This is a genomic window from Marinobacter sp. (assembly GCF_044799475.1).
Classification (GTDB): domain Bacteria; phylum Pseudomonadota; class Gammaproteobacteria; order Pseudomonadales; family Oleiphilaceae; genus Marinobacter.
The window spans coordinates 408806-434287 of the sequence record NZ_CP085217.1 but is presented as its reverse complement, the minus strand read 5'-3'; the positions used below and the strand labels follow the sequence as shown (position 1 = coordinate 434287).

At 59.4% G+C, this 25482-nt stretch carries 21 protein-coding genes; 4 read left to right on the top strand and 17 right to left on the bottom strand.

The window, feature by feature from the left end:
• Positions 1-5: 5 nt before the first annotated feature.
• The 3 genes from LG327_RS01975 to LG327_RS01965 all read right to left on the bottom strand — a co-directional run bounded on the left by LG327_RS01975 (position 6) and on the right by LG327_RS01965 (position 3838).
• The gene (locus LG327_RS01975; RefSeq protein ID WP_404365200.1) at positions 6-1391 is read right to left on the bottom strand and encodes a sigma 54-interacting transcriptional regulator; all 1386 of its coding nucleotides are present in this window, start codon (positions 1389-1391) and stop codon (positions 6-8) included.
• A 222-nt stretch (positions 1392-1613) separates the two neighbouring features.
• Positions 1614-3404 (bottom strand): ABCB family ABC transporter ATP-binding protein/permease, encoded by a 1791-nt coding sequence (locus LG327_RS01970; protein WP_404365198.1) that lies wholly within the window; start codon positions 3402-3404, stop codon positions 1614-1616.
• Positions 3401-3838 (bottom strand): acyl-CoA thioesterase, encoded by a 438-nt coding sequence (locus LG327_RS01965; RefSeq protein WP_404365196.1) that lies wholly within the window; start codon positions 3836-3838, stop codon positions 3401-3403. The genes LG327_RS01970 and LG327_RS01965 overlap by 4 nt, the downstream gene beginning before the upstream one ends.
• Positions 3839-4003: 165 nt before the next feature.
• Between LG327_RS01965 and LG327_RS01960 the strand changes: the two genes are divergently transcribed.
• The 3 genes from LG327_RS01960 (at position 4004) to LG327_RS01950 (ending at position 8043) form a co-directional block, all read left to right on the top strand.
• Positions 4004-5848 (top strand): SLC13 family permease, encoded by a 1845-nt coding sequence (locus LG327_RS01960; RefSeq protein ID WP_404365194.1) that lies wholly within the window; start codon positions 4004-4006, stop codon positions 5846-5848.
• 89 nt (positions 5849-5937) lie between these two features.
• Positions 5938-7290: a selenoneine synthase SenA gene (gene senA, locus LG327_RS01955; RefSeq protein ID WP_404365192.1), complete on the top strand. Its 1353-nt coding sequence runs from the start codon at positions 5938-5940 to the stop codon at positions 7288-7290.
• Positions 7291-7299: 9 nt separating this feature from the next.
• Entirely contained in the window at positions 7300-8043 is a 744-nt protein-coding gene (locus LG327_RS01950; RefSeq protein WP_404365190.1) for a putative 4-mercaptohistidine N1-methyltransferase, read from the top strand.
• Between the two features lie 25 nt (positions 8044-8068).
• Here LG327_RS01950 and LG327_RS01945 read toward each other — a convergent pair whose 3' ends face one another.
• From LG327_RS01945 to LG327_RS01880, 14 genes are all read right to left on the bottom strand, one after another.
• The gene (locus LG327_RS01945; protein ID WP_404365188.1) at positions 8069-9628 is read right to left on the bottom strand and encodes a cation:proton antiporter; all 1560 of its coding nucleotides are present in this window, start codon (positions 9626-9628) and stop codon (positions 8069-8071) included.
• 54 nt (positions 9629-9682) lie between these two features.
• The gene (locus LG327_RS01940; protein WP_404365187.1) at positions 9683-10306 is read right to left on the bottom strand and encodes a methyltransferase; all 624 of its coding nucleotides are present in this window, start codon (positions 10304-10306) and stop codon (positions 9683-9685) included.
• 66 nt (positions 10307-10372) lie between these two features.
• Positions 10373-11164, bottom strand: a complete 792-nt coding sequence (locus tag LG327_RS01935) for a crotonase/enoyl-CoA hydratase family protein (RefSeq protein WP_404365185.1) — start codon at positions 11162-11164, stop codon at positions 10373-10375.
• Between the two features lie 11 nt (positions 11165-11175).
• Positions 11176-12138: an alpha/beta fold hydrolase gene (locus LG327_RS01930; RefSeq protein WP_404365183.1), complete on the bottom strand. Its 963-nt coding sequence runs from the start codon at positions 12136-12138 to the stop codon at positions 11176-11178.
• 136 nt (positions 12139-12274) lie between these two features.
• On the bottom strand, positions 12275-13561 hold the full coding sequence (purD, locus tag LG327_RS01925) for a phosphoribosylamine--glycine ligase (RefSeq protein WP_404365181.1): 1287 nt from the start codon (positions 13559-13561) through the stop codon (positions 12275-12277).
• Positions 13562-13653: 92 nt separating this feature from the next.
• Entirely contained in the window at positions 13654-15234 is a 1581-nt protein-coding gene (purH, locus tag LG327_RS01920) for a bifunctional phosphoribosylaminoimidazolecarboxamide formyltransferase/IMP cyclohydrolase (protein WP_404365179.1), read from the bottom strand.
• Between the two features lie 114 nt (positions 15235-15348).
• Positions 15349-15636 (bottom strand): DNA-binding transcriptional regulator Fis, encoded by a 288-nt coding sequence (gene fis, locus LG327_RS01915; protein WP_404369152.1) that lies wholly within the window; start codon positions 15634-15636, stop codon positions 15349-15351.
• Between the two features lie 26 nt (positions 15637-15662).
• Positions 15663-16661, bottom strand: coding sequence for a tRNA dihydrouridine synthase DusB (gene dusB / locus LG327_RS01910; RefSeq protein WP_404365178.1), 999 nt, complete (start codon positions 16659-16661; stop codon positions 15663-15665).
• Positions 16662-16838: 177 nt separating this feature from the next.
• Entirely contained in the window at positions 16839-18083 is a 1245-nt protein-coding gene (locus LG327_RS01905) for a DUF3426 domain-containing protein (protein WP_404365176.1), read from the bottom strand.
• Positions 18084-18160: 77 nt separating this feature from the next.
• The gene (gene prmA, locus LG327_RS01900) at positions 18161-19057 is read right to left on the bottom strand and encodes a 50S ribosomal protein L11 methyltransferase (RefSeq protein ID WP_404365174.1); all 897 of its coding nucleotides are present in this window, start codon (positions 19055-19057) and stop codon (positions 18161-18163) included.
• On the bottom strand, positions 19058-20407 hold the full coding sequence (gene accC, locus LG327_RS01895) for an acetyl-CoA carboxylase biotin carboxylase subunit (RefSeq protein WP_404365172.1): 1350 nt from the start codon (positions 20405-20407) through the stop codon (positions 19058-19060).
• A 13-nt stretch (positions 20408-20420) separates the two neighbouring features.
• Positions 20421-20879 carry an acetyl-CoA carboxylase biotin carboxyl carrier protein gene (gene accB, locus LG327_RS01890; protein ID WP_404365170.1) on the bottom strand — a complete coding sequence of 153 codons (459 nt, stop codon included), beginning with the start codon at positions 20877-20879 and terminating at the stop codon, positions 20421-20423.
• 19 nt (positions 20880-20898) lie between these two features.
• Entirely contained in the window at positions 20899-21339 is a 441-nt protein-coding gene (aroQ, locus tag LG327_RS01885; protein ID WP_404365168.1) for a type II 3-dehydroquinate dehydratase, read from the bottom strand.
• A 234-nt stretch (positions 21340-21573) separates the two neighbouring features.
• Positions 21574-23187 carry a diguanylate cyclase gene (locus LG327_RS01880; RefSeq protein WP_404365166.1) on the bottom strand — a complete coding sequence of 538 codons (1614 nt, stop codon included), beginning with the start codon at positions 23185-23187 and terminating at the stop codon, positions 21574-21576.
• A gap of 168 nt (positions 23188-23355) precedes the next feature.
• Here LG327_RS01880 and LG327_RS01875 point away from each other — a divergent pair, with 168 nt between their 5' ends.
• Positions 23356-25329 (top strand): EAL domain-containing protein, encoded by a 1974-nt coding sequence (locus tag LG327_RS01875; protein ID WP_404365164.1) that lies wholly within the window; start codon positions 23356-23358, stop codon positions 25327-25329.
• The last annotated feature ends 153 nt before the right edge of the window (positions 25330-25482 follow it).

Sequence of the window (25482 nt, the reverse complement as noted above, 5' to 3'; positions counted from 1 at the left end):
TGACTCTACCTTGAGGTGATGTTGTTGGTGATATTGTTCTGAGGCCGGCGGGACAGTTGCTGCCCATGCTTTTGCATCAGGCGGTAAAGAGAGACCCGGGATATCCCAAGTATCCTGGCGGCGGCCGACACATTCTGACGGCTGAGGGCAAGGCTGTAAGAGACAGCCTGCTGTTCGGCCCTTTCCCGGAACTGCTCAAGGCTCAGATTTGCCAGGTTCCGGGTGAGTCCAGGCAGTTCCGACAACCCCAGATCTTCCGCTTCGATGGTTGGCTGATCGCAGAGCAGAAGCGCCCTGGACAGCCTGTTCTGGAGTTCCCGCAAATTGCCTGGCCAGTCGTGCTCCATCAGGTACTGCATTGCCCGTACGCTGAGATCTTTTGTTCCTGCTCCTGTTTTCTGAGCAGCGAGGACCCGGTCGACCAGCATGGGAATGTCTTTTGAGCGGCTCCTGAGTGGCGGCATCTGGATTTCCAGCTCACCGAGGCGGTAAAAAACATCCTGCCTGAAGCGGCCTTCCTTCACGACTGTCTCGAGTGGCCTGGTGCTGGTGGCAATGATCCGGGCGGATATCTGCCGCGGACTGTTTGCGCCAATCCGTTCAACCACTCCTTCCTGAAGAAAGCGCAGAAGAGAAGACTGCTGCTCCGGATGGAGCTCGTCGATGCCGGCGAGTAAAAGGGTGCTGCCATCTGCCATTTCGAGCCGTCCGGCGCGGGAGGCAGTTGCACTGGTAAAAGCGCCCTTCTCATAGCCAAAGAGCTCGCTCTGGGTAAGTGACACGGGGAGGGCCGCACAATTAACCGTTACCAGTTGCCTGTGTCTTCGCGCAGAGTGCTCATGGATATACCTGGCCGCGGCATCTCTGCCAGTCCCACTTTCTCCGCTTATGAGTACCGGCTCCATGGTTCGGCTGAATCGGCGCAACAGAAGACGCACCTGGGAAATTCGCTGAGATGTCCCGTCGAGGGCGAAACTCTGGTAACCGGTTGCATTGCTCCGCTCGACCATTGCCAGCCCGGCCATGCCCCATAAATGACCAAGCACCATGTCCATTCGCAAGGGGTCGAGTGGGCGCGTGTGATAGTCAGCGCAGTATCTTGAAATCACTGACTTCAGTTGGGCATCCTGTTCGAATCCGGGCGCCAGGATACCGACCCAGATGGGCAGGGCCAGCAGATCAATCCACTGATCAAGGTTGTCAAGGCACGAAGGGGGGCAGTGGGTCAGGTCCAGAATACCCAGGCGGATATCTGGTAGGTCCGGGCGGTCGACAGGGGGTATTTTTGTGCAATCCAGGCTGTGAACCTGCCATTTTTCTCCCAGATCCATGGGTTTCAGGGGGCAGGGGGAGGCCGGCGACAACCAGAGAAGCGGTCGTTTTTCCTTCATGGCTAATCTCCGGAGGGAAATGGCCTTGAGGCATGACTGCTCAGCAATCCTCAATGAGATCTGATCCGGATCTATTCATATCCCGTGCCAGGCCTGCTTCGCCGCCGAAAATCAGTAACTTGGCACCACCCGGGGCGACGGGTGATCAGATTTGTGTAAGGTTTGTTGACGCTTGCAGGAACAGGGCGTCGGGAGCCTTCGCGGGTTGCGGGTCAGCAGTCGCTACAACTCCTCTCGCTGCTGTATCTGCCAGAGACTGGCATAGGTGCCGCCCCTGGCCAGCAGCTCATCGTGGCTTCCTTCTTCCACGATCCGGCCATGGCTCATCACCAGGATGACATCGGCATCCACAATGGTGGACAACCGGTGGGCGATGACCAGGCTGGTCTGGCCCCGTGAAACCTCCCGGATGGCCTGCAGTATGCCCTGCTCCGATTCGCTGTCCAGTGACGAAGTGGCCTCGTCAAAGACCAGGATGGGTGGTCGTTTCAGAATCGTGCGGGCAATGGCCACCCGCTGCTTTTCGCCGCCGCTGAGCTTCAGGCCCCGTTCGCCCACCAGGGTTTCCACCCCGTCCGGGAGATCCCGGATGAATTCATCCAGGTGGGCCATGCGGATGGCTTCCATGACTTCCTGCTCGCCTGCATCAATCCGCCCGTAGCGCACGTTTTCGTAGAGGGTACTGTTAAACAGAACCGTATCCTGGGGCACTATGCCGATGGCCTGGCGCAGGGACGCCTGGGTTACATGCCGGATGTCCTGGCCGTCGATCCGGATGCTGCCGCCGGTGACGTCGTAGAAGCGGAACAGCAGTTTTACCAGGGTGGACTTGCCGGCGCCGCTGCTGCCCACCACTGCCACCTTCTGACGGGGTCTTACCCGGAAGCTGACGTCCCGGAGGATGGGCCGACGCTCGGAGTAGGCAAAGCTCACCCGGTCAAACTCGATGGCACCGTCGGTGATTTCCAGCGGCCTGGCGTCAGGTGCGTCGGTGATTTCCGGGGCCTGATCAAGCAGCCCGAACATGCGCTCGATGTTGGCCGTGGCGCTCTTCAGTTCCCGGTAGACAAAACCGAGAAAACCCAGGGGAATAAAGAGCTGCATGGTGAAGGCGTTGATAAGCACAAAGTCACCGATGGTGATCTTGCCGTCTAGCACCTGGCTTGCGGCAAGCACCATCATGGCGGTCACTGCCAGGGCAATGATCAGCGCCTGGCCGCCGTTAAGCATGAACAGGGACAGACGGTTCTTGCGCCTTGCCTGCTCCCAGTGGGCGAGGTCTTCGTCGTAACGGCTGGCCTCAAAGGCCTCATTGCCAAAATACTTGACGGTTTCGTAATTCAGAAGGCTGTCCACCGCCCGGGTATTGCTGGTGGAGTCCGCCAGATTGGCCTCCCGCACAAAGGAGAGGCGCCAGTTGGTGACCAGCACGGAAAAGAGGATGTAGGCACCCACGGCCAGCAGCGTGATAAGAACAAAGCCAATGTTGTAGTTGAGCAGCAGAATGCCGGTGACCAGGGCGAGCTCAACCAGGGTAGGCACGATGTTGAACACCATGATCCGTAGCAGAAAACCTGTGCCAGTCACGCCCCGCTCGATGTCCCGGGACAGGCCGCCGGTGCGGCGGTTGAGGTGGAAATCCAGCTCCAGGGCGTGGAGGTGCTCGAAAACCTTAAGGCCGATACGTCTCATCGCGCGCTCAGTCACCCGCCCGAACACCGTGTCGCGCAGTTCGCCAAACAGGGTGGTGGCAAACCGGGCAGCACCATAGGCAAGCAGAAGACCCAGGGGCAGGGCAATGGCGGTGTCCGGCAGGGTGTCCCGATCAAGGCCATCGACGATGTATTTCAGGATGAAGGGCACGCCCACCGTGGCCACCTTGGCCCCCACCAGGCAGAGCATCGCAATGATGATTCGCTGGCGGTATTCCAGCAGGTAGGGCCAGAGACTGCGAAGGGTTTTCAGGCTCAGCTGCGCTGTTTCGCCTTCCGGCGGCATGGACATGCCTCTCATTCTTCGTGATATTCCCTGTCGTGGGCATCCAGCTCCTTCCGGGTGGCCAGCCGGCCTTCGCGCCGGATCCGGGCGTCATCAAAGCGGCGTTGCTGTTCTTCCGTCTCCGGCTTTGCCGCAGCAACATCCGTGGGCCTTCCTTCACTGTCCAGAGCGACAAAAGTGAAAAACGCCGACAGAATATGGCGTACGTCCCCGGTGTAGCTGTTTTCCGCAATCACCCGGGCGCCAATTTCCATGGAAGATCCCCAGCTGCGGTTGAGGGCCAGGCTGAACAGCAGGGTGTCATTACCCTTGGCGGGCGCCCGGAAATGAATGGAGTCCACAGCCGCAGTCACACAGACATGACCTGAGTGTCTTTCCGCTACCACCAGCGCCAGGCGGTCGCATTTGGCCATGATCATACCGCCGAAAACCGTGTTCTGGGCGTTCATGTCATTGGGAAAAACTTTGTAAACGTGACTGTCTATAGCAGAATCAGAGACTGGTTTTCGCTTTTTTGCGGTCATGGTCCTTTGATCACTCTGTGTGAAACCTGAGGCCCAAGCCTACTACATTGTGTGCACTGCCTACACGCAGTGCCTGTCTGGAGGATAAGTTTGACTGTCGATCAGGGCATTGTATTCGCAGTTCTCGGGGCTACCCTGGCCATGTTTATCTGGGGCCGGCTGAGGTTTGATGTGGTAGCGATGCTTGCCTTGCTGGTGGTGGCCATTATAGGACTGGTTCCGGCGGATGAGGTGTTTGCCGGCTTCGGCCACCCTGCGGTGGTCACGGTGGCCGGGGTGCTGGTGGTCAGCCAGGGTCTGGTCAACGCTGGGGTGGTTGACGGTATTGCCCGTTTTCTCGGCCGGGTGGGCACTCATCCCGTGATCCAGGTGGTCACCCTGACAGGTGTTGTCGCACTGTGTTCCGGCTTCATGAACAACACAGGCGCCCTGGCGTTGCTTATGCCGGTGGCTGTTTGGCTATCCCGAAAAGGCGGTCATTCACCCTCCCTGCTGCTGATGCCCCTGGCTTTCGGTTCGCTGCTGGGTGGAACCATAACGCTGATCGGGACGCCGCCCAACATCATCATTGCTTCCTATCGTCAGGAAACCGGAGCTGACTCCTTTGCGCTTTTCGATTTTCTGCCGGTGGGCATTGTGGTGGCCACTGTCGGACTGGCATTCATTGGCCTGATCGGCTGGCGCCTCACCCCCCAGCGCAAGGAGCCCACTGATGATGAGGAGCTTTTTCCGGTCGGGGACTATGTCACCGAGGTGCAGGTTCCGGAAAAATCAAGTTCCGCAGGCATCACTCTCCACAGCCTGCTGGAAAAGGTGGAGGAAGATGCCGACGTAGTGGTCCTCGGCCTGGTACGGGATAAGGAACGGGACCTGGCCCCGTCGACCTACAGGGTGTTGCGGCAGGGTGACATCCTGCTGGTTGAGGCAGACACGGAGAGCCTGCAATATCTTCTCGACGTTGCAGGCCTGCGCCTGCCGGACGGCGTTGGCGAAGACGGGGAGGTGGAAGAGGAGGAACTGGAGGATCACGGCGACAGGGAAAGCTCCCACGGTAAAAAAAGGGGCGGAAGCAGGAACGACGGCGACGTCAATCTTCTGGAAGTGATCATCAGTGCCGAATCCCATCTGATTGGACAGACTGCGAATCGCCTGAGTCTGAGGGAGCGTTACGGCATCAACGTGGTAGCGGTTGCGCGGCAGGGCAAGCGGGTCAAGGAGCGGGTTGGCAACATCAGGTTCAAGGCGGGGGATATTCTGCTGGTCCAGGGCAGGGAAGATACTCTTCACGAATCCCTCGCTACCCTCGGCTGCCTGCCCCTCGCCGAACGTGGCCTGAGAATCGGCAGCCCGAGACGTACCCTGCTGGCGGCAGGGATATTCGCGGTTGCCATAGGCGCACTGATGCTAGGTGTGGTTCAGGCGGCCACCGCTCTGGTGGGCGCTGCGGTGGCCATGGTTGTGGTGGGTCTGCTCAATCCCGCAGAGGCCTACCGCAGTATAGACTGGTCTGTCATCGTACTTCTGGGTGCCATGATCCCGGTGGGGGAAGCTCTTGAGAGCACGGGCGGCGCCGGCCTGATAGCGGACCAGATGCTGGCGATGGGCGGGGCGCTTTCCCCGGTGCCGCTGTTGGCAGCGCTGATGGTTGTCACCATGCTGCTTTCAAACGTGGTGAACAATGCGGCAGCGGCGATTCTGGTCGCACCCATCGCGATCAGTCTGTCGCAACAGCTATCCATTACGGCGGATGCGCTTCTGATGACGGTCGCGATGGGGGCTTCCTGTGCCTTTCTGACCCCTATTGGTCACCAGTCCAATGCCCTGGTGATGGAGCCAGGAGGGTACAGATTCGGGGACTACTGGCGCCTTGGTCTGCCTCTTTCCGCGCTGGTGGTCGTAACCTCGGTGCCCATGATCCTCTGGGTCTGGAACTGAGACAGTTGCCTTTTAATCTGCTGTGATACGCTAAGCGTACAACATCTGGTATCCCACATATGATTATTTCAGCAGGACAGATGGACACTATGGATGACAGAGACAGCCTGCTGCAGGCACTGCGCCAGAGCCGTGCACGCACCCTGGCGCTGATCGACAGCCTGCCAGAAGAAAAGCTGGAAGTGCCCTACCATCCGGGAGTCAATCCTCCTCTCTGGGAGATGGGGCATGCCGCATTTTTTTATGAGGTTTTCGTGCTGGCGGAGCTGGACGGGAAGCCGAGCTTTGACCCTTCCATGGACGACCTGTGGGACTCGTTCCACATAGATCACCGCGACCGCTGGCAGCGAGGTCTGTTCCCGGGCCGCGATCAGACCCGGCACTACTTCGAGGTGGTGTATGGCCGCATCGAGGAGCGGATTCAGACACAGCCCCTGACAGACCAGTCCCTGTATCTGTACCGCTATGCGATTTTTCACCAGAACATGCACATAGAGTCGATGATCTGGTGTCGCCAGACGGTGGGCTATGAACCGCCACCGGGCGTTCGCCCGCTCGGTCGCACGGAACCGTTCGACCGGCACACAGGACAGCCGGACCCCGGCGATGCCCGGGTGCCGGCGGGTACCTACCTGGTGGGCATGCCGGCCGGCTCACCGGAATTTGCCGGCCGTGATTTTGCGTTCGACAACGAAAAGCCCCGCTTTGAGGTCGACCTGAAAGAATTTGCCATTTCCCGGACGCTCGTGACCAACTCGGAGTTTCTGGCGTTTGTTGAAGCGGGTGGCTACGAGCGGCCGGAATTCTGGTCCTTTGGTGGCCGCAAATGGCTGGAGACACCCCTGGACATGGCGCTTATCGAGGGCGCCAGCGGGCCTGTCATGGCCAGACCCCGCCAGCCCCTGTACTGGGCTCTGGCAGACGGCCACTGGCAGGAAAAAATATTTGACCGGTGGCAGCCGCTGCAGCCGGATTATCCTGTTACCCACGTCAGTTTCTGGGAGGCCGAGGCCTATTGCAACTGGGCCGGACGCCGCCTGCCTGCGGAGCATGAGTGGGAAGCTGCTGCCCTGAACAACCGCCCCGGACAGCCATTCAGCCGTTTCCCCTGGGGTGACATGCCCCAGCCTGAGCGGATGGACATGGATGCCGGGGCGATGGCACAACTGCCAGTCACGGCGCTGCCAGAAGGAGACAGTCCTTTCGGATGCCGTCAGATGCTGGGCACTGTCTGGGAATGGACCACGGACCAGTTCCTGCCATACGATGGCTTCGCGGTGGATATCTATCCCTACATGTCCACCCTCCAGTTTGGCGATCACAAGATTACCAAAGGTGGCAGTTGTGCCACCTCTTCCCTGTTAATCCGCGGTACCTACCGCCAGGCCTATCTCCCGCAGCGCAATGATGTTTACACCGGCTTCCGGACCTGCGCCCCCTGAGGAATTTACATGAATCTCTATGAAACAGATGAACTGCTGGGCCAGTACATGGAATTTCACTTCGGCGAAGGGCATTTCGGCGTGGGCAACTACCCGGCCCAGTGCGCACTTATCTGTCAGGAGCTGATGACTGGCAGGGACAAGCGCTCCGCTCTGGACCTTGGATGCGCTGTCGGTCGCAGCTCCTTTGAGCTGGCGAGGGTGTTTGACCAGGTAACCGGCCTGGACCTGTCCAATCGTTTCATCGCCAGTGCCAACCGGATGAAGGGGGCCGGAAGTATGGACTACTTTCTCAGGGAGCAGGGCGAACTGGGCACCCAGGTGACGGCGGACCTGGCAGAGTTCGGCCTCGACGATATTGTCTCAAAGGTGGAATTTGCGGTGGCGGACGCCTGCGATCTGGCGGAAGAGTATACCGGCTATGACCTGATCTTTGCTGGCAATCTGATTGATCGGCTGGAGGACCCGGTCGCTTTTCTGGCCTCCCTGCATCGGCGGCTTGTTCCTGGTGGTGTACTGGTTATCAGTTCCCCCTACACCCTGATGGAGGAGTACACGCCAAAGGCCAACTGGGTTGGCGGTTTCCGGCGCAAGGGAGAACCCTTCACTGTGCTTGATGGCATGCGGGAGGTGCTGGCGCCCCACTTTGAACAGCTTCAGGCGCCGGTGGATGTGCCTTTCGTGATCCGGGAAACCGCCCGCAAGTTCCAGCACACCATTGCCGAGCTGACAGCCTGGCAACGAATCCGATAGGGACAGGCGGTGGCCGGCAGAGAGTTCAGTCGTTTGGCAGCGGCCGGCCGGTAAAATCGATAACATGGCTGGCGAGGGCGACGCCGGTCTCGTTCATGGTGAGCCAGGCTTCGTCGGCCCCGGCGGCTTTGATTTTCTCGGCTTCGTCGGCATACATGGTGTGGGCCACCACATAGCCCCTGAAACCTTTCTCGCGCAGCTTCCGGGCAGCGATCAGCTTGCCTTCGATGTCATTCATGGCAAGAATTACCGCCTTCAGATGAGGCATGTGAAGACCTTCCCAGAACACGGTGTCCTCGGCATCGGCAAACAGCACACTGCGTCCCTCCCGGACATGCTTGTCTACCTTTGCCGGGTCCGAGTCCAGCCCGGTCAGGTTGGGTTCGGTACGGCCAAGCTGATTGTAAGCCGAGGTGCCTGTGCGGCCCATGCCCATGACCAGAACCCGTGTATTGCCGAGGGACAGGGGCTGCTCGTCCGGGTGGCGCTGCTGGCTTTCGTATCGGATCAGACGGTGGGAAAACCGCTCGTAGATGGAATGGGCAATTCTGTTGATGGGTGCCGAAATCACAAAAGACAGCGCAACTGTGATGGCCAGTGGAATCAGCCATTCTGTCAGCGCGACGCTGGCGACGATCAGGCCAAATTCGCTGTAATTGGTGAGCGACAGGCTGCTCAGGAAGCTGCTTCTTGCCCGGAGGCGGAATACCAGAAGCAGGAAGAAGAACAGGAGGCCTTTCAGGGGCAGGACCAGCGAGGCAATGAGGGCAAATGCCAGGGCGTCGCCATCCGGCAGGCCGCCCATGCCAATCTGCAGAAAGAAGCCCACGAGGAATATTTCCTTGAGCGACCAGAGGGATTTTGACAACTCCTCGGCCCGTGGGTGGTTGGCCAGCATTGCGCCGAACACAAGAGCGCCCAGCTCTGAACTGAGCCCCACCGACTCGAAGCCGAAGCCCCCCAGCACCAGCGCGAGCAGCAGGCCGAGCAAAACCAGAAGCTCATCGTGGCCGCTGGCATCAAGCAGCCGGAAGAGTATCGGCCGCAGCAGCGGGAGACCAAAAATGACCAGGGCCCAGGTGGAGGGATTTTTGCCGGAAGCCAGGCTCATTACCAGCAGCGCGACAAGGTCCTGCATGATCAGAATGCCGATAGCGACCCGGCCATGGAAGGCCCGCAGTTCCCTTTTGCTCTCCAGCACCTTGGCAGCCAGCACCGTACTGGAAAAAGACAGGGCGATTGCCAGCAGCAGGGCTGTCTGCCAGTCCACACCGGCCAGCAAATGGATGCCGGGGGTGAAAATGCCGCAGGTAATGGCAAAATGCAGCAGGCTGCCGCCGATGACCTCCGGACGCAGAATGGATTTCACCTTGAGCTTCAGACCCACGGTGAAGAGCAGCAGAAGAACGCCAACATGGGCCAGGTGCTTCAGCGCTGCGCCATTCTCCACGGGCAGCGCCGTGAATGACCCCAGTCCACTGAGCAGGAAGCCGGCGGCCAGATAGCCTACCAGCGGCGGCAGGCCAACGAGTCTGACCACAAGCCCCAGTGAAAAGGCAAAGATAATCCAGATGACTTCATACATGGCTTGCGAGTGGCCCCCTTCTGGTCATGCGGGTGGATTTTTCCGGGAAGGGAGTCACTGGCCAGCCCCCTCACAGCGGGTAAACATGGCTGTCTGGGTTGGCTCGCCAAAGTCGGGGTGATAAACGCCTATGCCGCCGAATACGACCCGGTAACCGTTGCGCTGGGCAACTCCTCTGGCCCAGCGCTGGAATTTCGGCCTGTCCCATTCAAATTTGTGGTCTTCCTCCCGGAATTCTCCCGGCGCCAGATCAAACAGCGGATTGTATTCCCGGTTTGGCGTGGTCATGAACAGGGAAGCAGGGCGGAAGTACCCAAACACGGTCAGTTCTACTGTCGACAGCTCATGGGGATGGACATGTTCGATGGTTTCGACCATGGCGGCTGCGTCATAGCCTGCCAGCGGGATGGTCTGATCGGCGTAGGAGCCCCGGCGTAGGGTCAAGCGGGGGCAGGTCTGGTTCAGGTGCCCAGAAAGCATGGTCCGGGCCTGGGCCAGGGACACTCCGGAGGTTTCGAGGCCGACAATTTCGGTAAACTGTGGCTCCCGGAGAAGCCGGTAGAGCAGCGAGCCAGAGCCGCAGCCGAGGTCCAGGATGCGCCTTGCTCCGGTAGCCTTGAGCGCGGCGCAAACCCGGTCAAGCCTCTCTTCATGGAGGGACGTCATCTGGGTCATCATGGTGGTCACCGGTTGCCGAAAGGATGAAACGCTGTGCTCAGCTGGTCTTTCCGCAGGATAGCAGATTCAGTTGGAATCGCCCTTGCCGAATTCGCCGTGACGGCCTTCTCCGGCGGAAAAACGCGCGGCGCCTTCAAGGGATTCTGCAAAGATGACCGGGAACCCGTCCCTGCCTTCCTGACGCAGTGCGGCCTCTGTGTCCAGGGACCACTGCCTGATTGCGGACATGCGGTCCACCTTCATGCAGCGCTGGGGAAAAGCAGCAATGTCTGCTGCCAGTTGCTCGGCGGCAGCGCGGGCTTCGCCATCAGGGACCACCCGGCTGGCGAGACCCATGCGCAGGGCTTCGTCGGCGGCAACCGGCCTGCCGGTGAGAATCATGTCCATGGCGTGGCCATGTCCCACAATGCGGGGCAGGCGCACGGTGCCTCCGTCAATCAGCGGGACACCCCAGCGGCGGCAGAAGACGCCAAAGGTGGTGGATTCTTCGACCACCCGGAGGTCGCACATCAAAGCAAGCTCCAGTCCGCCCGCGACGGCATACCCAGACACTGCCGCAATCACCGGCTTGGTCAGCTCCATGCGGGTTGGACCCATGGGGCCAGGCCCCGTGCCATCGGCATCAAGCTCATTGCGTCTTTCGGGGTCATTCAGGGCCGCCAGGTCGGCGCCACCACAGAAGTGTCCGCCAGCGCCGAAAAGCACCGCTACCCGGAGGTTGTCATTGGACTCGAAGACTTCAAATGCCGTTCGCAGTGCAGTGGCGGCAGGTCGGTCCACGGCGTTCCGCTTCTCCGGGCGGTTGAGGACGATGGTGAACACCGGCCCGTTGATTTCGGTGTATACGGCGTTGGTCATGATTGCTTGCCTCAGGGCTGAACGCTGACGGATTGGGGGTCAGTTGTCGCTATGAAATCGCGGACCATTCTGGCCGAACGTTCGGGAATTTCAACCATGGGCGCATGGCCTACGTTATCGAGGAGCACCACATCCGCATGGGGAATCCGGTCCTGGAAGATCTCGGCATTGCGGTAGTGGATCACGCGGTCCTCCCTGCCCCAGATCACCAGTACCGGCGCGGTGATTTTTTCAAGAGCGTTGCGGAACTCTGGCTGAAAGCCGGAATCCCGGATGGCGAGGAAGATATGTTCGTTGATTGACCTGTTGGCAATGGCCTTTTCTTCCATGACGCTGTAGATAGGCCAGGGCACGAACGGCTTTTTCTCCAGGGCAAAGTCAATCAGACGTTCGAAGTCACCTTCTTCTTCAACAATAAGCGGGTTTTCTCCCTGTTTTACGAGCCCCACCAGCTCACTGTCATATTCGAACACGCCGGCCGGGTCAAACAGGACCGCGGTCCTGACCTGGTCGGGGTAGGTGGCTGCGTAAAGGGCCGTGATGGCGCCCCCCATTGAGTTACCGATCATGTGCACCTCGCCCGTGTCCAGCTCGGCAAGAATGGCGTTCACGTGGCCCACCTGGTCTTCGAAGGTGTAGCCAAGATCAAAGTCCTTGGAACTCTCGCCGTGGCCTGGAAGATCGAAAATCAGAATGTTGAAGTCATCGGTCAGGTGCCCGGCCATGCGCAGCCAGTTGTCCTTGTTGGCGGCGAAGCCATGGATCATGACCAGGGTTTCTGCATCAGGCTTGGGTTCGTTGCGAAGGTAACTGATGGTCATGTTGTTGACCTGGAGCTCACCAGGGGTGAGATCGGCGGAAGATCGTTCGAAGCTGATGGCGGTGTCGTAGATCTGAGTTCGGGAACAGGCTGTGAGGACAAACAGCGTGGAAAAAACAATCAGAAGAACGCGAATCAGGGGCTGGGTAGTCATGCTGTCATTCGCCATGGGTTGATGAACGGCGGGCTGCGGCCGGTTAACGGCCTCATACCTTAGAGCAAAAAAAAGCCCGGTCAATGGCCGGGCTTCGGGTTTGCGAGGTCGTTTGCGTCAGTGCCGAACTACGAGCTCAGGCCTTTTCCCGGTCGATGGCCCGGTGGGCAATGTCACGACGGCAAAATGCTCCTTCCCAGGAAATGGTGTCGGCCAGGCGGTAGGCCTTTTCCTGTGCCTCGGCCACTGTATTACCCAGAGCGGTTGCGCAGAGCACACGTCCACCACTGGTGACAACCTGTTCGTTGCTGAGGGCGGTGCCAGCGTGAAAGATCTTTTCCCCGGCAGTTTCGGTGTCGGGCAGGCCCCGGATAACATCCCCTTTGCGGTAGCTGCCGGGATAGCCGCCGGCAGCAAGCACCACGCCCACGGCGGCACGGTCATCCCAGCTTGACTCACACTGGTCGAGTCTGCCGTCGATGGCCGCCTGGCAAAGTTCCACCAGATCAGACTGCATCCGCAGCATAATGGGCTGGGTTTCCGGATCGCCAAAACGGCAGTTGAACTCGATCACCTTTGGTGCGCCGTCCGGATCGATCATCAGGCCGGCATAGAGGAACCCGGTATACTCGTTTCCCTCCGCCGCCATGCCGTTGACTGTGGGGTAAATAACCTCGTCCATGATCCGTCTGTGGACGGCATCGGTAACCACCGGGGCGGGGGAATAGGCGCCCATGCCGCCGGTGTTGGGACCGGTATCGCCATCTCCCACCCGCTTGTGGTCCTGGGAGGTTGCCATGGGCAGCACATTCCTGCCATCCACCATGACGATGAAACTGGCTTCCTCGCCTTCGAGAAATTCCTCGATGACCACCCGGCTGCCCGCTTCGCCGAAGGCATTATCAGCCAGCATGTCCCGGATGGCGTCTTCCGCTTCTTCCAGGGTCATGGCAACAATCACGCCCTTGCCGGCCGCCAGGCCATCGGCCTTGACCACGATCGGGGCGCCCTGCTCGCGGACATAGTCAAGCGCGGCTTCCATATTGGTGAAGTTGCCGTAGCCGGCGGTGGGGATTTTCTGGCGGGCCAGAAAGTCCTTGGTAAAGGCTTTTGAACCTTCCAGCCGAGCGGCGTTTCCTGATGGCCCGAAGACCCTGAGTCCCCGGCTGCGGAACAGATCGACAATGCCCTCCACAAGCGGCGCTTCCGGGCCGACAATGGTAAGGCCGACATGGTGACTGGAGGCAAAATCCACCAGGCCCTTGAGGTCCATGACGTCAATGCCGACATTTTCCAGCCCGGGTTCCCGCGCTGTACCCGCGTTGCCCGGCGCGACGAACACGCGGTCTGCGTGGGGCGACTGGGCGGCTTTCCAGGCCAGGGCATGTTCGCGACCGCCGCTGCCTATGATCAGAATATTCATGGTTGTGTACCTTCAAGTCAGACCGGGGTCAGAACAGAAGTTCTGGAAGTCGGACGGGGTCAGAACCCGAGTTCTGACCCCATACTCTCATTTTAATGCCGGAAGTGGCGCATGCCGGTGAATACCATGGCAATGCCGTGTTCATTGGCCGCGTCGATGACTTCCTGATCCCGCATGGAACCGCCGGGCTGGATCACGGCGGTGATACCTGCCGCAGCCGCTGCATCAATGCCATCCCGGAAGGGGAAGAAAGCATCCGAGGACATGACGGAGCCCTTGACCTCCAGGCCCTCGTCCGCGGCCTTGATGCCCGCGATCCGGGCGCTGTATACCCGGCTCATCTGACCGGCGCCAATGCCGATGGTGCGGCCTGCGCGGGCATAGACGATGGCGTTGGACTTGACGTACTTCGCAACCTCCCAGGCGAACAGCAGGTCAGTGAGCTCGGCTTCGGTGGGCTGGCGCTCCGTGACTACCTTGACGTCTTCCATGGCCACCATGCCCAGATCCCGGTCCTGCACCAGAAGGCCGCCGGTCACCCGTTTGAAATCCATGGCTCTGGCGCGCTCGACATCAAATTCGCCACAGGCCAGCAATCGCACGTTCTTTTTGGCGGCAACCAGTTCCGCTGCCTCCGCGCTCACTGACGGCGCAATGATGACCTCGACAAACTGCCGGTCCATGATGGCCTTGGCTGTCTGCGCATCCAGCTCCCGGTTAAAGGCAATGATGCCGCCAAAGGCCGAGGTGGGGTCAGTGGCGAATGCCAGCTCATAGGCCTGGAGAATGTCGGCCCCTATGGCAACGCCACAGGGGTTGGCATGCTTGACGATGACGCAGGCCGGATCGGCGAAGGGCTTGACGCACTCAAGCGCTGCATCCGTGTCGGCGACGTTGTTGAATGACAGTGCTTTGCCCTGGAGCTGCCGGGCGGTGGCCACAGAGGCTTCCCGCGGATGGCGCTCGGCGTAGAAGGCTGCCCGCTGATGGGGGTTTTCACCGTAACGCATGTCCTGGACCTTCACGAACTGGGTGTTGAAGGTGCGGGGCAGGTCGGGGTCGGAGTTGCCTTCGGTGCGTCCGCCAAGGTAATTGGCAATGGCGCCGTCATAGCCGGCGGTGTGCTCGAACGCCTTTACCGCCAAGTCAAAGCGGGTGCTGAAGGTGAGCTGGCCCCTGTTGTCCGTCAGCTCGGCCAAAACACGCCCGTAATCTGAAGCGCTGACAACGATGGCGACGTCATTGTGGTTCTTGGCGGCGGCCCTGACCATGGTGGGCCCGCCAATGTCGATGTTCTCGATGGCTGTTTCCAGGTCGCAATCCGGGTTCGCCACCGCGGCTTCAAAGGGATACAGGTTGACCACAACCATGTCGATGGGGGCGATATCATGCGCTTGCATGATCTGATCGTCAGTGCCACGACGTCCCAGAATGCCACCGTGTATCTTCGGGTGAAGGGTTTTTACGCGTCCATCCATCATTTCGGGAAAGCCGGTATGGTCACTCACTTCGATGACCTGGATGCTGTTCTCACGAAGCAGGCGGAAAGTACCACCGGTGGACAGCAGCTCAACGCCCCGCTCCGCGAGCTGGCGTGCGAAGTCGACAATGCCGGTTTTGTCAGAAACACTGATCAGTGCGCGGCGTACGGGTGTATTAGCCTGATTTGCCATAGGTCATTTTTTTCGCTGGATATGAACGAACAAGGGCCTCGCAGCTGTGTCCGGGAGGCCCTCCTGATTCCGGGAAGGGTCGGGCCGCAACCCGGGTTCCCCTGAACTGTCAGATTACAGCAGGCCGTGCTGCTTGAGTTTTTTGCGCAGGGTTCCGCGGTTCAGGCCCAGCATTGTGGAGGCTTTGGTCTGGTTGTTGCGGGTGTATTTCATGACCTGCTCCAGCAGGGGCGCTTCCACTTCGGACAGCACCAGCTGATAGACTTCGGTGACCGGAGCTCCGTCGAGCTGAGCGAAATAATTCTTGAGAGCCACCTCTACGCTGTCCCGCAGAGTGACGGTGTTACCGCTGCTGTTCACCGTCTGCAGCTGGTGAATGTCGTCGTTTGCGGGTTGGGCCATGTTGTCGTTTGCCAGTGTCTCAGCGCTCATGCTGCGAATACCTCTCCATTTCGTAAGCCTGCAAAGTACTGTTGAATTGAATCTTTCTGCTCCAGTGCGCCGTCGATGGCGTTGAAGTGTTTTCGGAATTGCCTGTCCGGGTCGTGGGACTGCAGGTACCACCCCACGTGTTTTCTGGCTATCCGGGCTCCCATCACTTCGCCATAAAATTCATGGAGAGCGTCAAGATGTCCGGCGAGAATCTGTTCCACCTCATCGAGGGCGGGTGCGGGCAGGTGCTGGCCGGTTTCAAGGAAATGCAGTATTTCCCTGAATATCCAGGGGCTGCCCTGGGCCGCCCGGCCAATCAGCAGGCCGTCCGCGCCGGTGTAAGCAAGCACATCCCGCGAGGCTTCCGGCGACGTGATATCCCCGTTGGCAAAAACGGGAATGCCAACCCGGGATTTCACGTCGGCGATGGTGTCGTATTCTGCTTCACCCAGGTAGGCGTCCGCCCTTGTCCTGCCATGAATCGCCAGTGCCTGGATGCCTGCATCTTCGGCCATGCGGGCAATCACCGCGGCGTTGCGGTTGTCCCTGTCCCAGCCGGTGCGCATTTTCAGCGTCACCGGAACGTCTACAGCATTGACCACGGCCTCCAGAATGTCCCGCACCAGGGATTCATCCTTCATCAGTGCCGAGCCTGCGGCCTTGTTGCAGACCTTTTTGGCGGGGCAGCCCATGTTAATATCGATGATCTGGGCCCCATGTTCGGCATTCAGCCGGGCGGCGTTGGCCAGCATCTCCGCATCCCCTCCAGCGATCTGCACCGAACGGGGTTCGGGTTCGCCGGTATGGTCCAGCCTGAGCTGGGACTTGCGGGTGTGCCACAGGCTGCTGTCCGCTATCACCATTTCCGATACCGCAAGACCGGCACCCAGGCGGCGACAGAGAAGCCGGAAAGGGCGGTCAGTCACCCCGGCCATGGGCGCGACAATCAGCGGATTGGAGAGCGTATAGGGCCCGATTTTCGCTGTTGGCAGCATGGTTCCGTTCCGGATTACAGCTGGTGAATAAATGATCACCGCATCACAGGGGGCGATAATGATACCGCCAGGGGCACTGGTATTGAAGAGGGAAGGGTGTGAAAAAACTGATTATTTTTCGTTCTGGTTGGTTGACTTTTGCCCGGCTTCCCGCCTTCCCGGTCTGGCAGTGCGCCCTTACGGAGAGCGGCGCTGGAACGTCAGGTTGTAATTCACGGCGTCCCGTCCGGGGTCGCGGATCCGGATGGCGATTCTGACCGGCGTATCCGGCGGCATGGCTTCGAGGTTGGCAGCCTCCCCCGCCAGGTAGTCGTCTGGAGTGAAGAGACTCTGGGCAACCAGATCACCGTTCAGGTTAGAAAAACTGAGGGCTATGTTTGGGAAGGGCTGTGCGAAATCCGCTTCATTGACAATGACAGCATCAACAATGAGAGAATTCCGGTTCTGTGGATCAGTTCTGACCACCAGCTTGCGGCTCTCGATCCTGTCCATTGCAATCAGGGGCTCAAGTTCGCAGCCGGTGAATTCACAGGCTTTCTCGTAAAAGGGCCGAAGTTCGGGAATTGATGACAGACGATCAAACTGGGCATAGGCCACCTGATAAACCAGCACGGCGACAAGACCAAGAATGACCAGGGTCCAGATGCTTTTCCGCAGCCAACTGCCGGAGCCGGATCCACCCACGGCGATGGGATCGCGGGTCAGGTTCCGCCAGGTTTCCGCCTCTGCGCGCGGCCCCGCCGCTTCACTGGCCTGGGCGTCATAGGGCCAGGTTTCGTCCTCTTCTTCCTGCTGGCTCCCGGCACTCTGTTCGGGAGCCGGTGCCACCTGTGGCTGTGCCTCTGGCCGGGGCGCCCGGGCTCTGTCAGGAGGGGGTGGAGTGGTGCTATGGGAAGCTGGCTGCGGAGCAGGAGCTGGCCCGGGAGTGCCGGGAGACACGTGAGGTTTTTCTTCGGGTTCCGGTTCCTGTTTCTTTGAGGCAGGCGCTTCGGACAGCATCTCCTCGGCCCAGCTCTCATCCACCTCATGATCGGTCTCTTCATCTTCCATGGTGTCAAAGCCACCGGAAGACCGCTCATCAAATTCACGGAAGGAGTCGCTCAGTTCATCATCAGAAAAGGTTTCCCGGGTGCCCGCATAGCGCCCTTCAACTGCATCTTCGTCCGGGTTGTCCTGGAAAACGAAGTCTTCCTCGTCAGGCGTCTCCTGGGCAGGTTTTGCCGGAGTGGTCTCTCTCGCGCCTGGCTGAGCTGGCGCGGGCCTGGAGCCGGGCTGAACTTTTTCCTGATGCTCAATGGCGTTGAACACATCCATGCAGTTGCCGCAGCGGACCTTGCCTTTCGCGATGCCCAGTTGCTGGTCTGTCACCCGAAACCGGGTTTCGCAGTGAGGGCAGCGGGTCAAGAGGGTGGTTTCGGTCATCCTTTATTCCTGTGATGAGGCAATGCCGGAGCGGACAGGGACATGGACCAGGAGTTTAGTCGTTCAGACCGCTGACGTCATCTGTCGCGACGGCGGCCTGCGAGGCGCACCCATTCTTCGCGCTGTTCCGGCTCATCCATGACAAACCAGGGTTCATAGGCTTCCATGACTTCCCGTGCCTGGCTGGAGAGAATGCCTGAGAGTACGATGTCGCCACCGCTTCTGACCTTTGATGCCAGGCGGGGCGCAAGCATTATCAGGGGCTGGGCCAGGATATTGGCCAGCACCAGGTCGGCCGTCGTATCCGGTTCGTCTCCGGGCAGGTAAAGGTCCAGCTTCTCCGGAGCAACCTGGTTGCGGCGTGCGTTTTCCCGACTTGCTTCAAGCGCCTGGGGGTCAGTATCCACCCCGATCACATGGTGCGCCTTCAGTAACAGGGCAGCAAGGCCCAGAATGCCAGAGCCACAGCCATAGTCGATCACCTGGGAACCCTCCACCTCGTGGCCGTCGAGCCACTCCAGGCAGAGGGCAGTGGTGGGGTGAGTGCCGGTTCCAAATGCCAGGCCAGGGTCAAGTAGCAGGTTGGCGGCGGCGGGGTCGGGCGCATCGTGCCAGCTTGGCACGATCCATAATCTCTCGCCGAACCGCAGGGGTTTGAAGTCTTCCATCCATGCCCGTTCCCAGTCCCTGTCTTCGACCAGGCTTATGTCTATCTCTGGCAGACTCTGTTGGGTTCTCTGGTGCCAGGCATCATGGACCTGGCCGCACAGCTGCTCGATATCGTGAGTTGCGTCAAACAGACCAGTGACGCAGGTCCGATGCCACAGGGGCGTGGTTCCCGGATCAGGCTCGTACAGGGGCTGATCAGCCGCATCCTCCATGGACACAGCGTCTGCGCCAAGCTCCATCAGCAGATCCTCAAGCTGGTCTGCGTTATCCGGATCGGCGGGAATTTTCAGCTGAATCCAGGGCATTCAGGCGTCCCGTATGAGTTTTTCGAGGTAGTGAATGGTGAAATCAACCTGTTTGAAGCCACCGTCCCGGACCAGCATCCGGTGCAGGGGCTGGTTGGTCTTGATGCCCTCAACCAGTAGTTCATCCAGGGCATTTTTCATCCGGCGTCTGGCTATTTCCCGGTCGTCGCCCCAGGTGATCAGCTTGCCCAGCAGCGAATCGTAGTAGGGGGGCACCGTGTAGCCGCTGTACATATGGGAATCCACCCTTACGCCATTGCCACCCGGTGCATGGAAGTGCTTGATCGTGCCGGGGCTGGGGGCAAAGGTCTTGGGGTCTTCGGCATTGATACGGCATTCCATGGCGTGGCCGGAGATCCTGATGTCGTCCTGGGTGTATTCAAGGGCCAGGCCACTGGCAATCCTGAGCTGCTCCCGGACGATGTCGACCCCGGTGACCATCTCCGATACCGGATGCTCGACCTGGACCCGGGTGTTCATTTCGATAAAGTAGAAGGCTCCGTCCTGATAAAGGAACTCAAAAGTTCCCGCGCCCACATAGCCGATTTCCTTGCAGGCGTCGACGCAGGCCTTGAGTGTTTTCTCCCTGGCATCCGGGTCGATGTTCGGCGCAGGCGCCTCTTCCAGCACCTTCTGGTGGCGCCGCTGCATGGAACAGTCCCGGTCCCCCAGATGGATGACATTGCCATGCATGTCGGCCAGCACCTGAACCTCCACGTGCCTGGGTCTCTCGAGGTATTTTTCCAGGTAGCAGGTTTCATCGCCAAAGGCGTTGCGGGCTTCGGTCTGGGTAATCTGTATACTTTTGAGCAGGGCGGCCTCGGTGTGGACAACCTGCATGCCCCGGCCACCGCCACCGGACGCCGCCTTGATGATCACGGGGTAACCGATTCTGCGGGCAACCTCCAGGGTTTTTTGATCATCGCCGGTAATGGGACCATCGGAACCGGGGACCGTGGGCACGCCGGCACCGATCATGGAGTTGATCGCCGAGACCTTGTTGCCCATCAGGCGGATCACTTCGGCGGTCGGCCCGATAAAGCGGAATCCGGACTTCTCGACCTGCTCGGCAAAGTCGGCGTTCTCCGCCAGAAAGCCGTAACCGGGATGAATGCCTTCGGCATCGGTCACCTCGGCGGCGCTGATGATTGCCGGGACATTCAGGTAGCTGTCAGTCGCGCTGTTGGGGCCAATGCACACGGATTCGTCCGCAAGGCGGACGTGCATCAGTTCCCGGTCAACCTGCGAATGAACCGCGACGGTACGGATTCCGAGCTCTTTGCAGGCTCTGAGGATCCGGAGCGCGATCTCACCCCGGTTGGCTATCAGTACTTTCTGGATCATGGCCATGGGTTATTCACACTCAGGATATGATGAACAGGGGCTGGTCGAATTCGACGGGCTGGCCGTTTTCCACAAGGATCTCGGTAATGGTGCCGCTCTTGTCGCATTCAATCTGATTCATCATTTTCATGGCTTCAATGATGCAGATGACATCCCCCGCCTTGATGCTCTGGCCAACTTCCGCGAACGCCTTGGCAGTGGGGGAAGGCGCCTCGTAGAAGGTACCCACCATGGGTGCTTTCACCACATGTCCACTGGGCTTCTCTTCCACCCGAGGTTCAGCTGGCGCTGCAGCAGGAGCAGGAGCCGGAGCCGCCTGCTGGGGAGGCGGCGCGTAATGAGACATCATCATGCCGCCGGAGGGCTGTTCGCGCCGGCGGGAGATGCGCACTGAATCATCACCCTCACAGATTTCGAGCTCTTCGACATCTGATTCTTCGATCAGCTCGATCAGTTTCTTGATTTTTCGAATGTCCATAGTCAGTCCCGTTGGTCTTTTATCGGTTCATGCGTTTTAGCGCAGCCTGCAGCGCCAGGTCGTAGCCGAAGCTGCCGAGGCCGCAGATAACGCCATCGGCGATATCGGAAAACCAGGAATGGTGCCGGAAAGACTCACGTGCATGCACGTTTGACAGATGCACCTCGATGAAGCTGATTCCTGATGCCAGCACGGCATCCCGCAGGGCCACGCTGGTGTGTGTGAATGCGGCAGGGTTGATAATGACGTAATCAACGCCTTCGCTTCTGGCCTCATGCAGCCGCTCGATCAGTTCATATTCTGCGTTGGATTGCAGATGGAGCAGGTGATGGCCCTGGTCGGTCGCCTGCTGCTGCAGCCGCTCATTTATGTCTTTCAGGGTCTCATGACCGTACACGTCGGGTTCCCGGACGCCGAGCATGTTCAGGTTAGGGCCATGAAGGACCAGAATCGTGGCCATGATTACCTCATGCCTTGCTGTTGTTTATAACAGGATCGCCGAAAATAGCGACATTTTCCAGCCATCGTGCGTCTTCATGCTTCAGGGTTCAACACTTTTTGACATACGAGGGCATTGCAGCCCGGACTCTGGCCATTGTCAGCAAGCCAGGCAGCCGAGTCCATAAGACGTTGGTTTCATAAACCGTCTCATGGGCTCAGGGCTGCAGGGGAGTTCGAGAAGGAGGTGGGGCGCTCAGTCTTCGGCGCCGATAACGCAGTTTCGGCCCTTTTCCTTGGCCACGTAAAGAGCGCGGTCTGCGCGTTCACAGAGCACCTGAGAGTTGTCCCCTTTCCAGGTAGCGACGCCGCTGCTGAAGGTGACGTTGAACTCACGGTCTCCGGCTGGCTGAAGCAGCTGGGAAAACCGCTCGCGGATCTCGTTCAGGACACTGCGGGCATCGCTTTCGGTGGTTTCCGGAAAGATGATGGCAAATTCTTCTCCGCCGTAGCGGCCAATATGATCGCTTTTGCGCAGGCGCTGCTTCAGGAACATTGACAGGCTGCGGAGCACCCTGTCGCCAATGGGATGGCCGAAGGTGTCGTTGACCTTCTTGAAATAGTCTATGTCCAGCATGGCGAAGCACAGGGGATGACCTTTCTGCCGCGCCTTGACGATTTCCTGATCCAGCAGATAAAGCGTATGGGTGTGATTGTACAGGCCTGTCAGGCTGTCGCGGATCATCAGGGCGAGCAGGGATCGGGCCCGTCTGCCACGGTTGTGGATGGTGGCAATCAGGTGTTTGGGGTCAATGGGTTTGGTAAGAAAATCATCCCCGCCCTGACTCATGGCGTGCAGCTGTTTGGTGACATCATCCTCCGCGGACAGATAGATGATGGGCACACTGTGGAAACGGTCCTGCTGGCGTATGACACGGGCAATCTCCATTCCGGTACAGCCCGGCATGTACATGTCCAGGATGATAATTTCCGGAGCGAATGCCTCAAGTGCGGTAATGATCTCCATCGGGTTGGTAATGATGTGAGCATTCATGCCGGCTTTTTTGAGAACGGTTTCCATGAACTTGGCCTGGGCGCGGGAATCATCCAGAACCAGGACCTTGTAGGGCTCCACCGTGTTGCCATGGGTGTAGGTTTCTATCTTTTCTATAAGTTGACCGGGATCGACCGCAGGGTAGAAGAATTCCTCGCCGCCGCAACGGGAAGCCCGAAGCCTGGTTTCAATGCTTCCGTCTTCGTCGCTCATGAAGACAATGGGGATTGGCGTGTCGTGCCGCTCCTGGAGACGCTCAACCGTGGCTATGCCTTCATTGGGAGCACCACCAAAGTTGACGTCCATTAATATGGTTTCAGGCTTGTGAAGCCCGCAGGCGTCCATCAGTGAGGAGGGGGTGTCAAATTCGGAGGCCCGGAAACCAAAAAACTCCAGCTGTTTGATCAGCCTTGTGGCCATCTCCATGTTGCTGATTGCTACATAGACCGGCGTGCGGCGAAAAGTCCTTGGTGTGTCGGAACTGTCCTGGTCTGCCCTGCGCTGGGTGCTTTCGCCGAGGTCATCCATGGAGCTCTGGATGGCCTCTGTCAGGGCGGCATTCAGGGGCGAGCCCTCGGACCAGCCGGACAAAGTATCAGCCAGATCCTGGCCGGCCCTGGCATGCTTTTCCATTTCAAAACGCTGGGCGTACCTGACCAGTTTCTCTGCTGCTGATGTGAGATCCTTGCGGAAGGCCGAAGCGCCGTCGGGGTTTTCCCTGAGCTTCTGCCAGGTATCGAGTACGACCCGGGCCTGAGTAGTAACGCGACGGGCAAAGTGCTGCCTGAGCTTGTCTTTCTGGTTTTCGTCGTTCATGGATCTCTCTGGTCTGTATTCTTTTCATTATCAACACTAGTCCGATTACAGAGTCTATAGTGTTTAATGTTGTCGGCGTAGGTGACTCAGTGTAAATGTTTGTCAACTGTGGCCTGGCGCACTGAAGCCAGGGCGGGACTGAACGGCCAGCGGGACGGGAAGCCAGGGATGCGACTGAAATGGAATCGTTTGGCGGACAGAAATCCGACTCTGCGCACCCTTCTGCTGAGCTATACCGGCGGGCTGATTCTCGTTCTTTCCCTTGTCGGCATTTCCATCAGCTTTGACCGTTTCCGGGACTATGTGGCCGACCAGCTGCAGGACCACGCTCAGGGCGCCGCTACAGCGCTGGGTCTTTCTCTTTCTCATGCCATTGATGGCCGTGACACAGTGGCCGCATCGAGCCTGATAGATGCCGTCTTTGACCGCGGTCGTTATCTTGAGGTCAGTTACCTGGATGTCCGGGAGAGACTGATTGCCGGACGAAAAGCCAGTCTCGATGACCTGCCAGTGCCTGACTGGTTCACTGCAATTGCCAGTCTGCCCCGGCCCACCGCCCGGGCGGATGTAGTAAGGGGATGGCAGCGCCTCGGCAGTATAAGGGTGACCAGCAGTCCGGCTCAGGGCTACAGGGACCTGTGGCGGATCACCTGGTCCGTGGTGACCGCGGCGGCCACAATCGGCGGCGTGGCCCTGGTCCTGCTTTATTATTTCCTTGCGCGAACCCTGCGCCCGCTCAGGGCAATCGAAGTCCAGGCGGACGCAGTGGGGCGACGGGATTTCCGTCAACGGCTGAATGTGTCGTCTACCCGGGAGCTCAACCGGGTTGCTCATGCCATGAACCAGATGGCGGACGACCTGGGCCAGCTTTTTGAAGGGCAGGCAAAGCTTGTCCAGCATCTCCGGAAACTCAACAACGAGGACGCCGTAACGGCGCTGGCCAGTATCCGGGCATTTGATCAGAGGCTCAGGGTCGAGGTGGAGTCGCAGGAGCGGCCCGCAACGGGCGCTCTCATGCTGGTGCAGCTTTACAACTTTGGCGAGGTAAACCAGCTTCTGGGGCGGGAGCAGGCCGATCAGCTCCTGATTCACATCGCGGATGCGCTCAGGGCTTTCATGCTTGATCACACAGGCTCTTTTGGAGGCCGGCGGACCGGCGCCGAGTTCGCTATTTTTGTGCCAGGGGTTGCGCTACCGGATGCACTCTTCTGGTGCCGGCAGCTGGTGGCAGAACTGGACGGACTCTACGCAGACTTCGTGGCCTCTGTGGAAGTGGCCGTGCATGGCGGCGTGGCGGGGGTCGAGGCCGGCATGTCGGCCCGGGATCTGTTTGCTGCGAGCGATCAGGCCCTGCGCCATGCCCAGGCCTCGGAATCCAGTGCCTGCTCAGGCGCCGACCAGTCCCTCTCTGCCCAGCCGGGGGCGGAGTCCTGGCGTCGCATGATCGCGGAGGGGCTGGAACAGGGCCGGATGCAGCTCTGGCAGCAGCCGGTTTTCGCTACGGCTGGGCAGCAGCTTTTCAGTCAGCTGGTCGTTCGGCTAAGGCTGGGGGATGGCTGGATACAGGCCGGTGTTTTCGCCCCCATGGCCGAGCGCTTTGGCTTCATGCCCGGGATGGACCTGATGGTGCTCGAGCGTACTCTTGATCTCCTCCGGGCAGATACAGGCAGAACGCTGGCCATCACCCTTGGCAACTCGTCCGTTGCCGATGAGACCTTCCGGGATAATCTTCTGGCCAGGCTTGGCGCGGTCCCGCAAATCCGCCGGCGCCTTCTTGTGGGGATTCATGAGCACTCGGTACACCACCATCAGGGGGGAGCAAGGGTTCTGGTCAGAGAGCTGAGAAAGCTTGGAGTCGGCGTTATAGTGGATGGCTTTGGTGTGGGGGGCGTGCCGTTCAGCTATCTGAGAAATCTGCCCTTCGAGGCGGTGCGTATCGATCAGAGCTTTGTTCATGATATTGCACGGCATGAGGATCACCAGTTCTATCTGGAATCCATTGCCGCTATCGCTCATAGCCGGGGCGTAAAGGTGTTTGTGAGCGGAGTGGAAACTGCCAGCGAATGGCAGATCGTGCAGAAGCTGGGCGTTGACGGGGGCATGGGTTATCACCTGGGCAGGCCGGCGCCCATTGGTAGTTAGATGGCAATGGCACGTGTGTTGCAGTTGGCAGATGATTGCGGCATCGTAATACGCTGTTCAGAGCCCGCGGAGGCCGCCCCTGAACCGGGTTTTCTTTTTTTCTGTACCGCCATTGCGCCGGATTTCGGTGGCTGGCGGTCAGCTCACAACGGG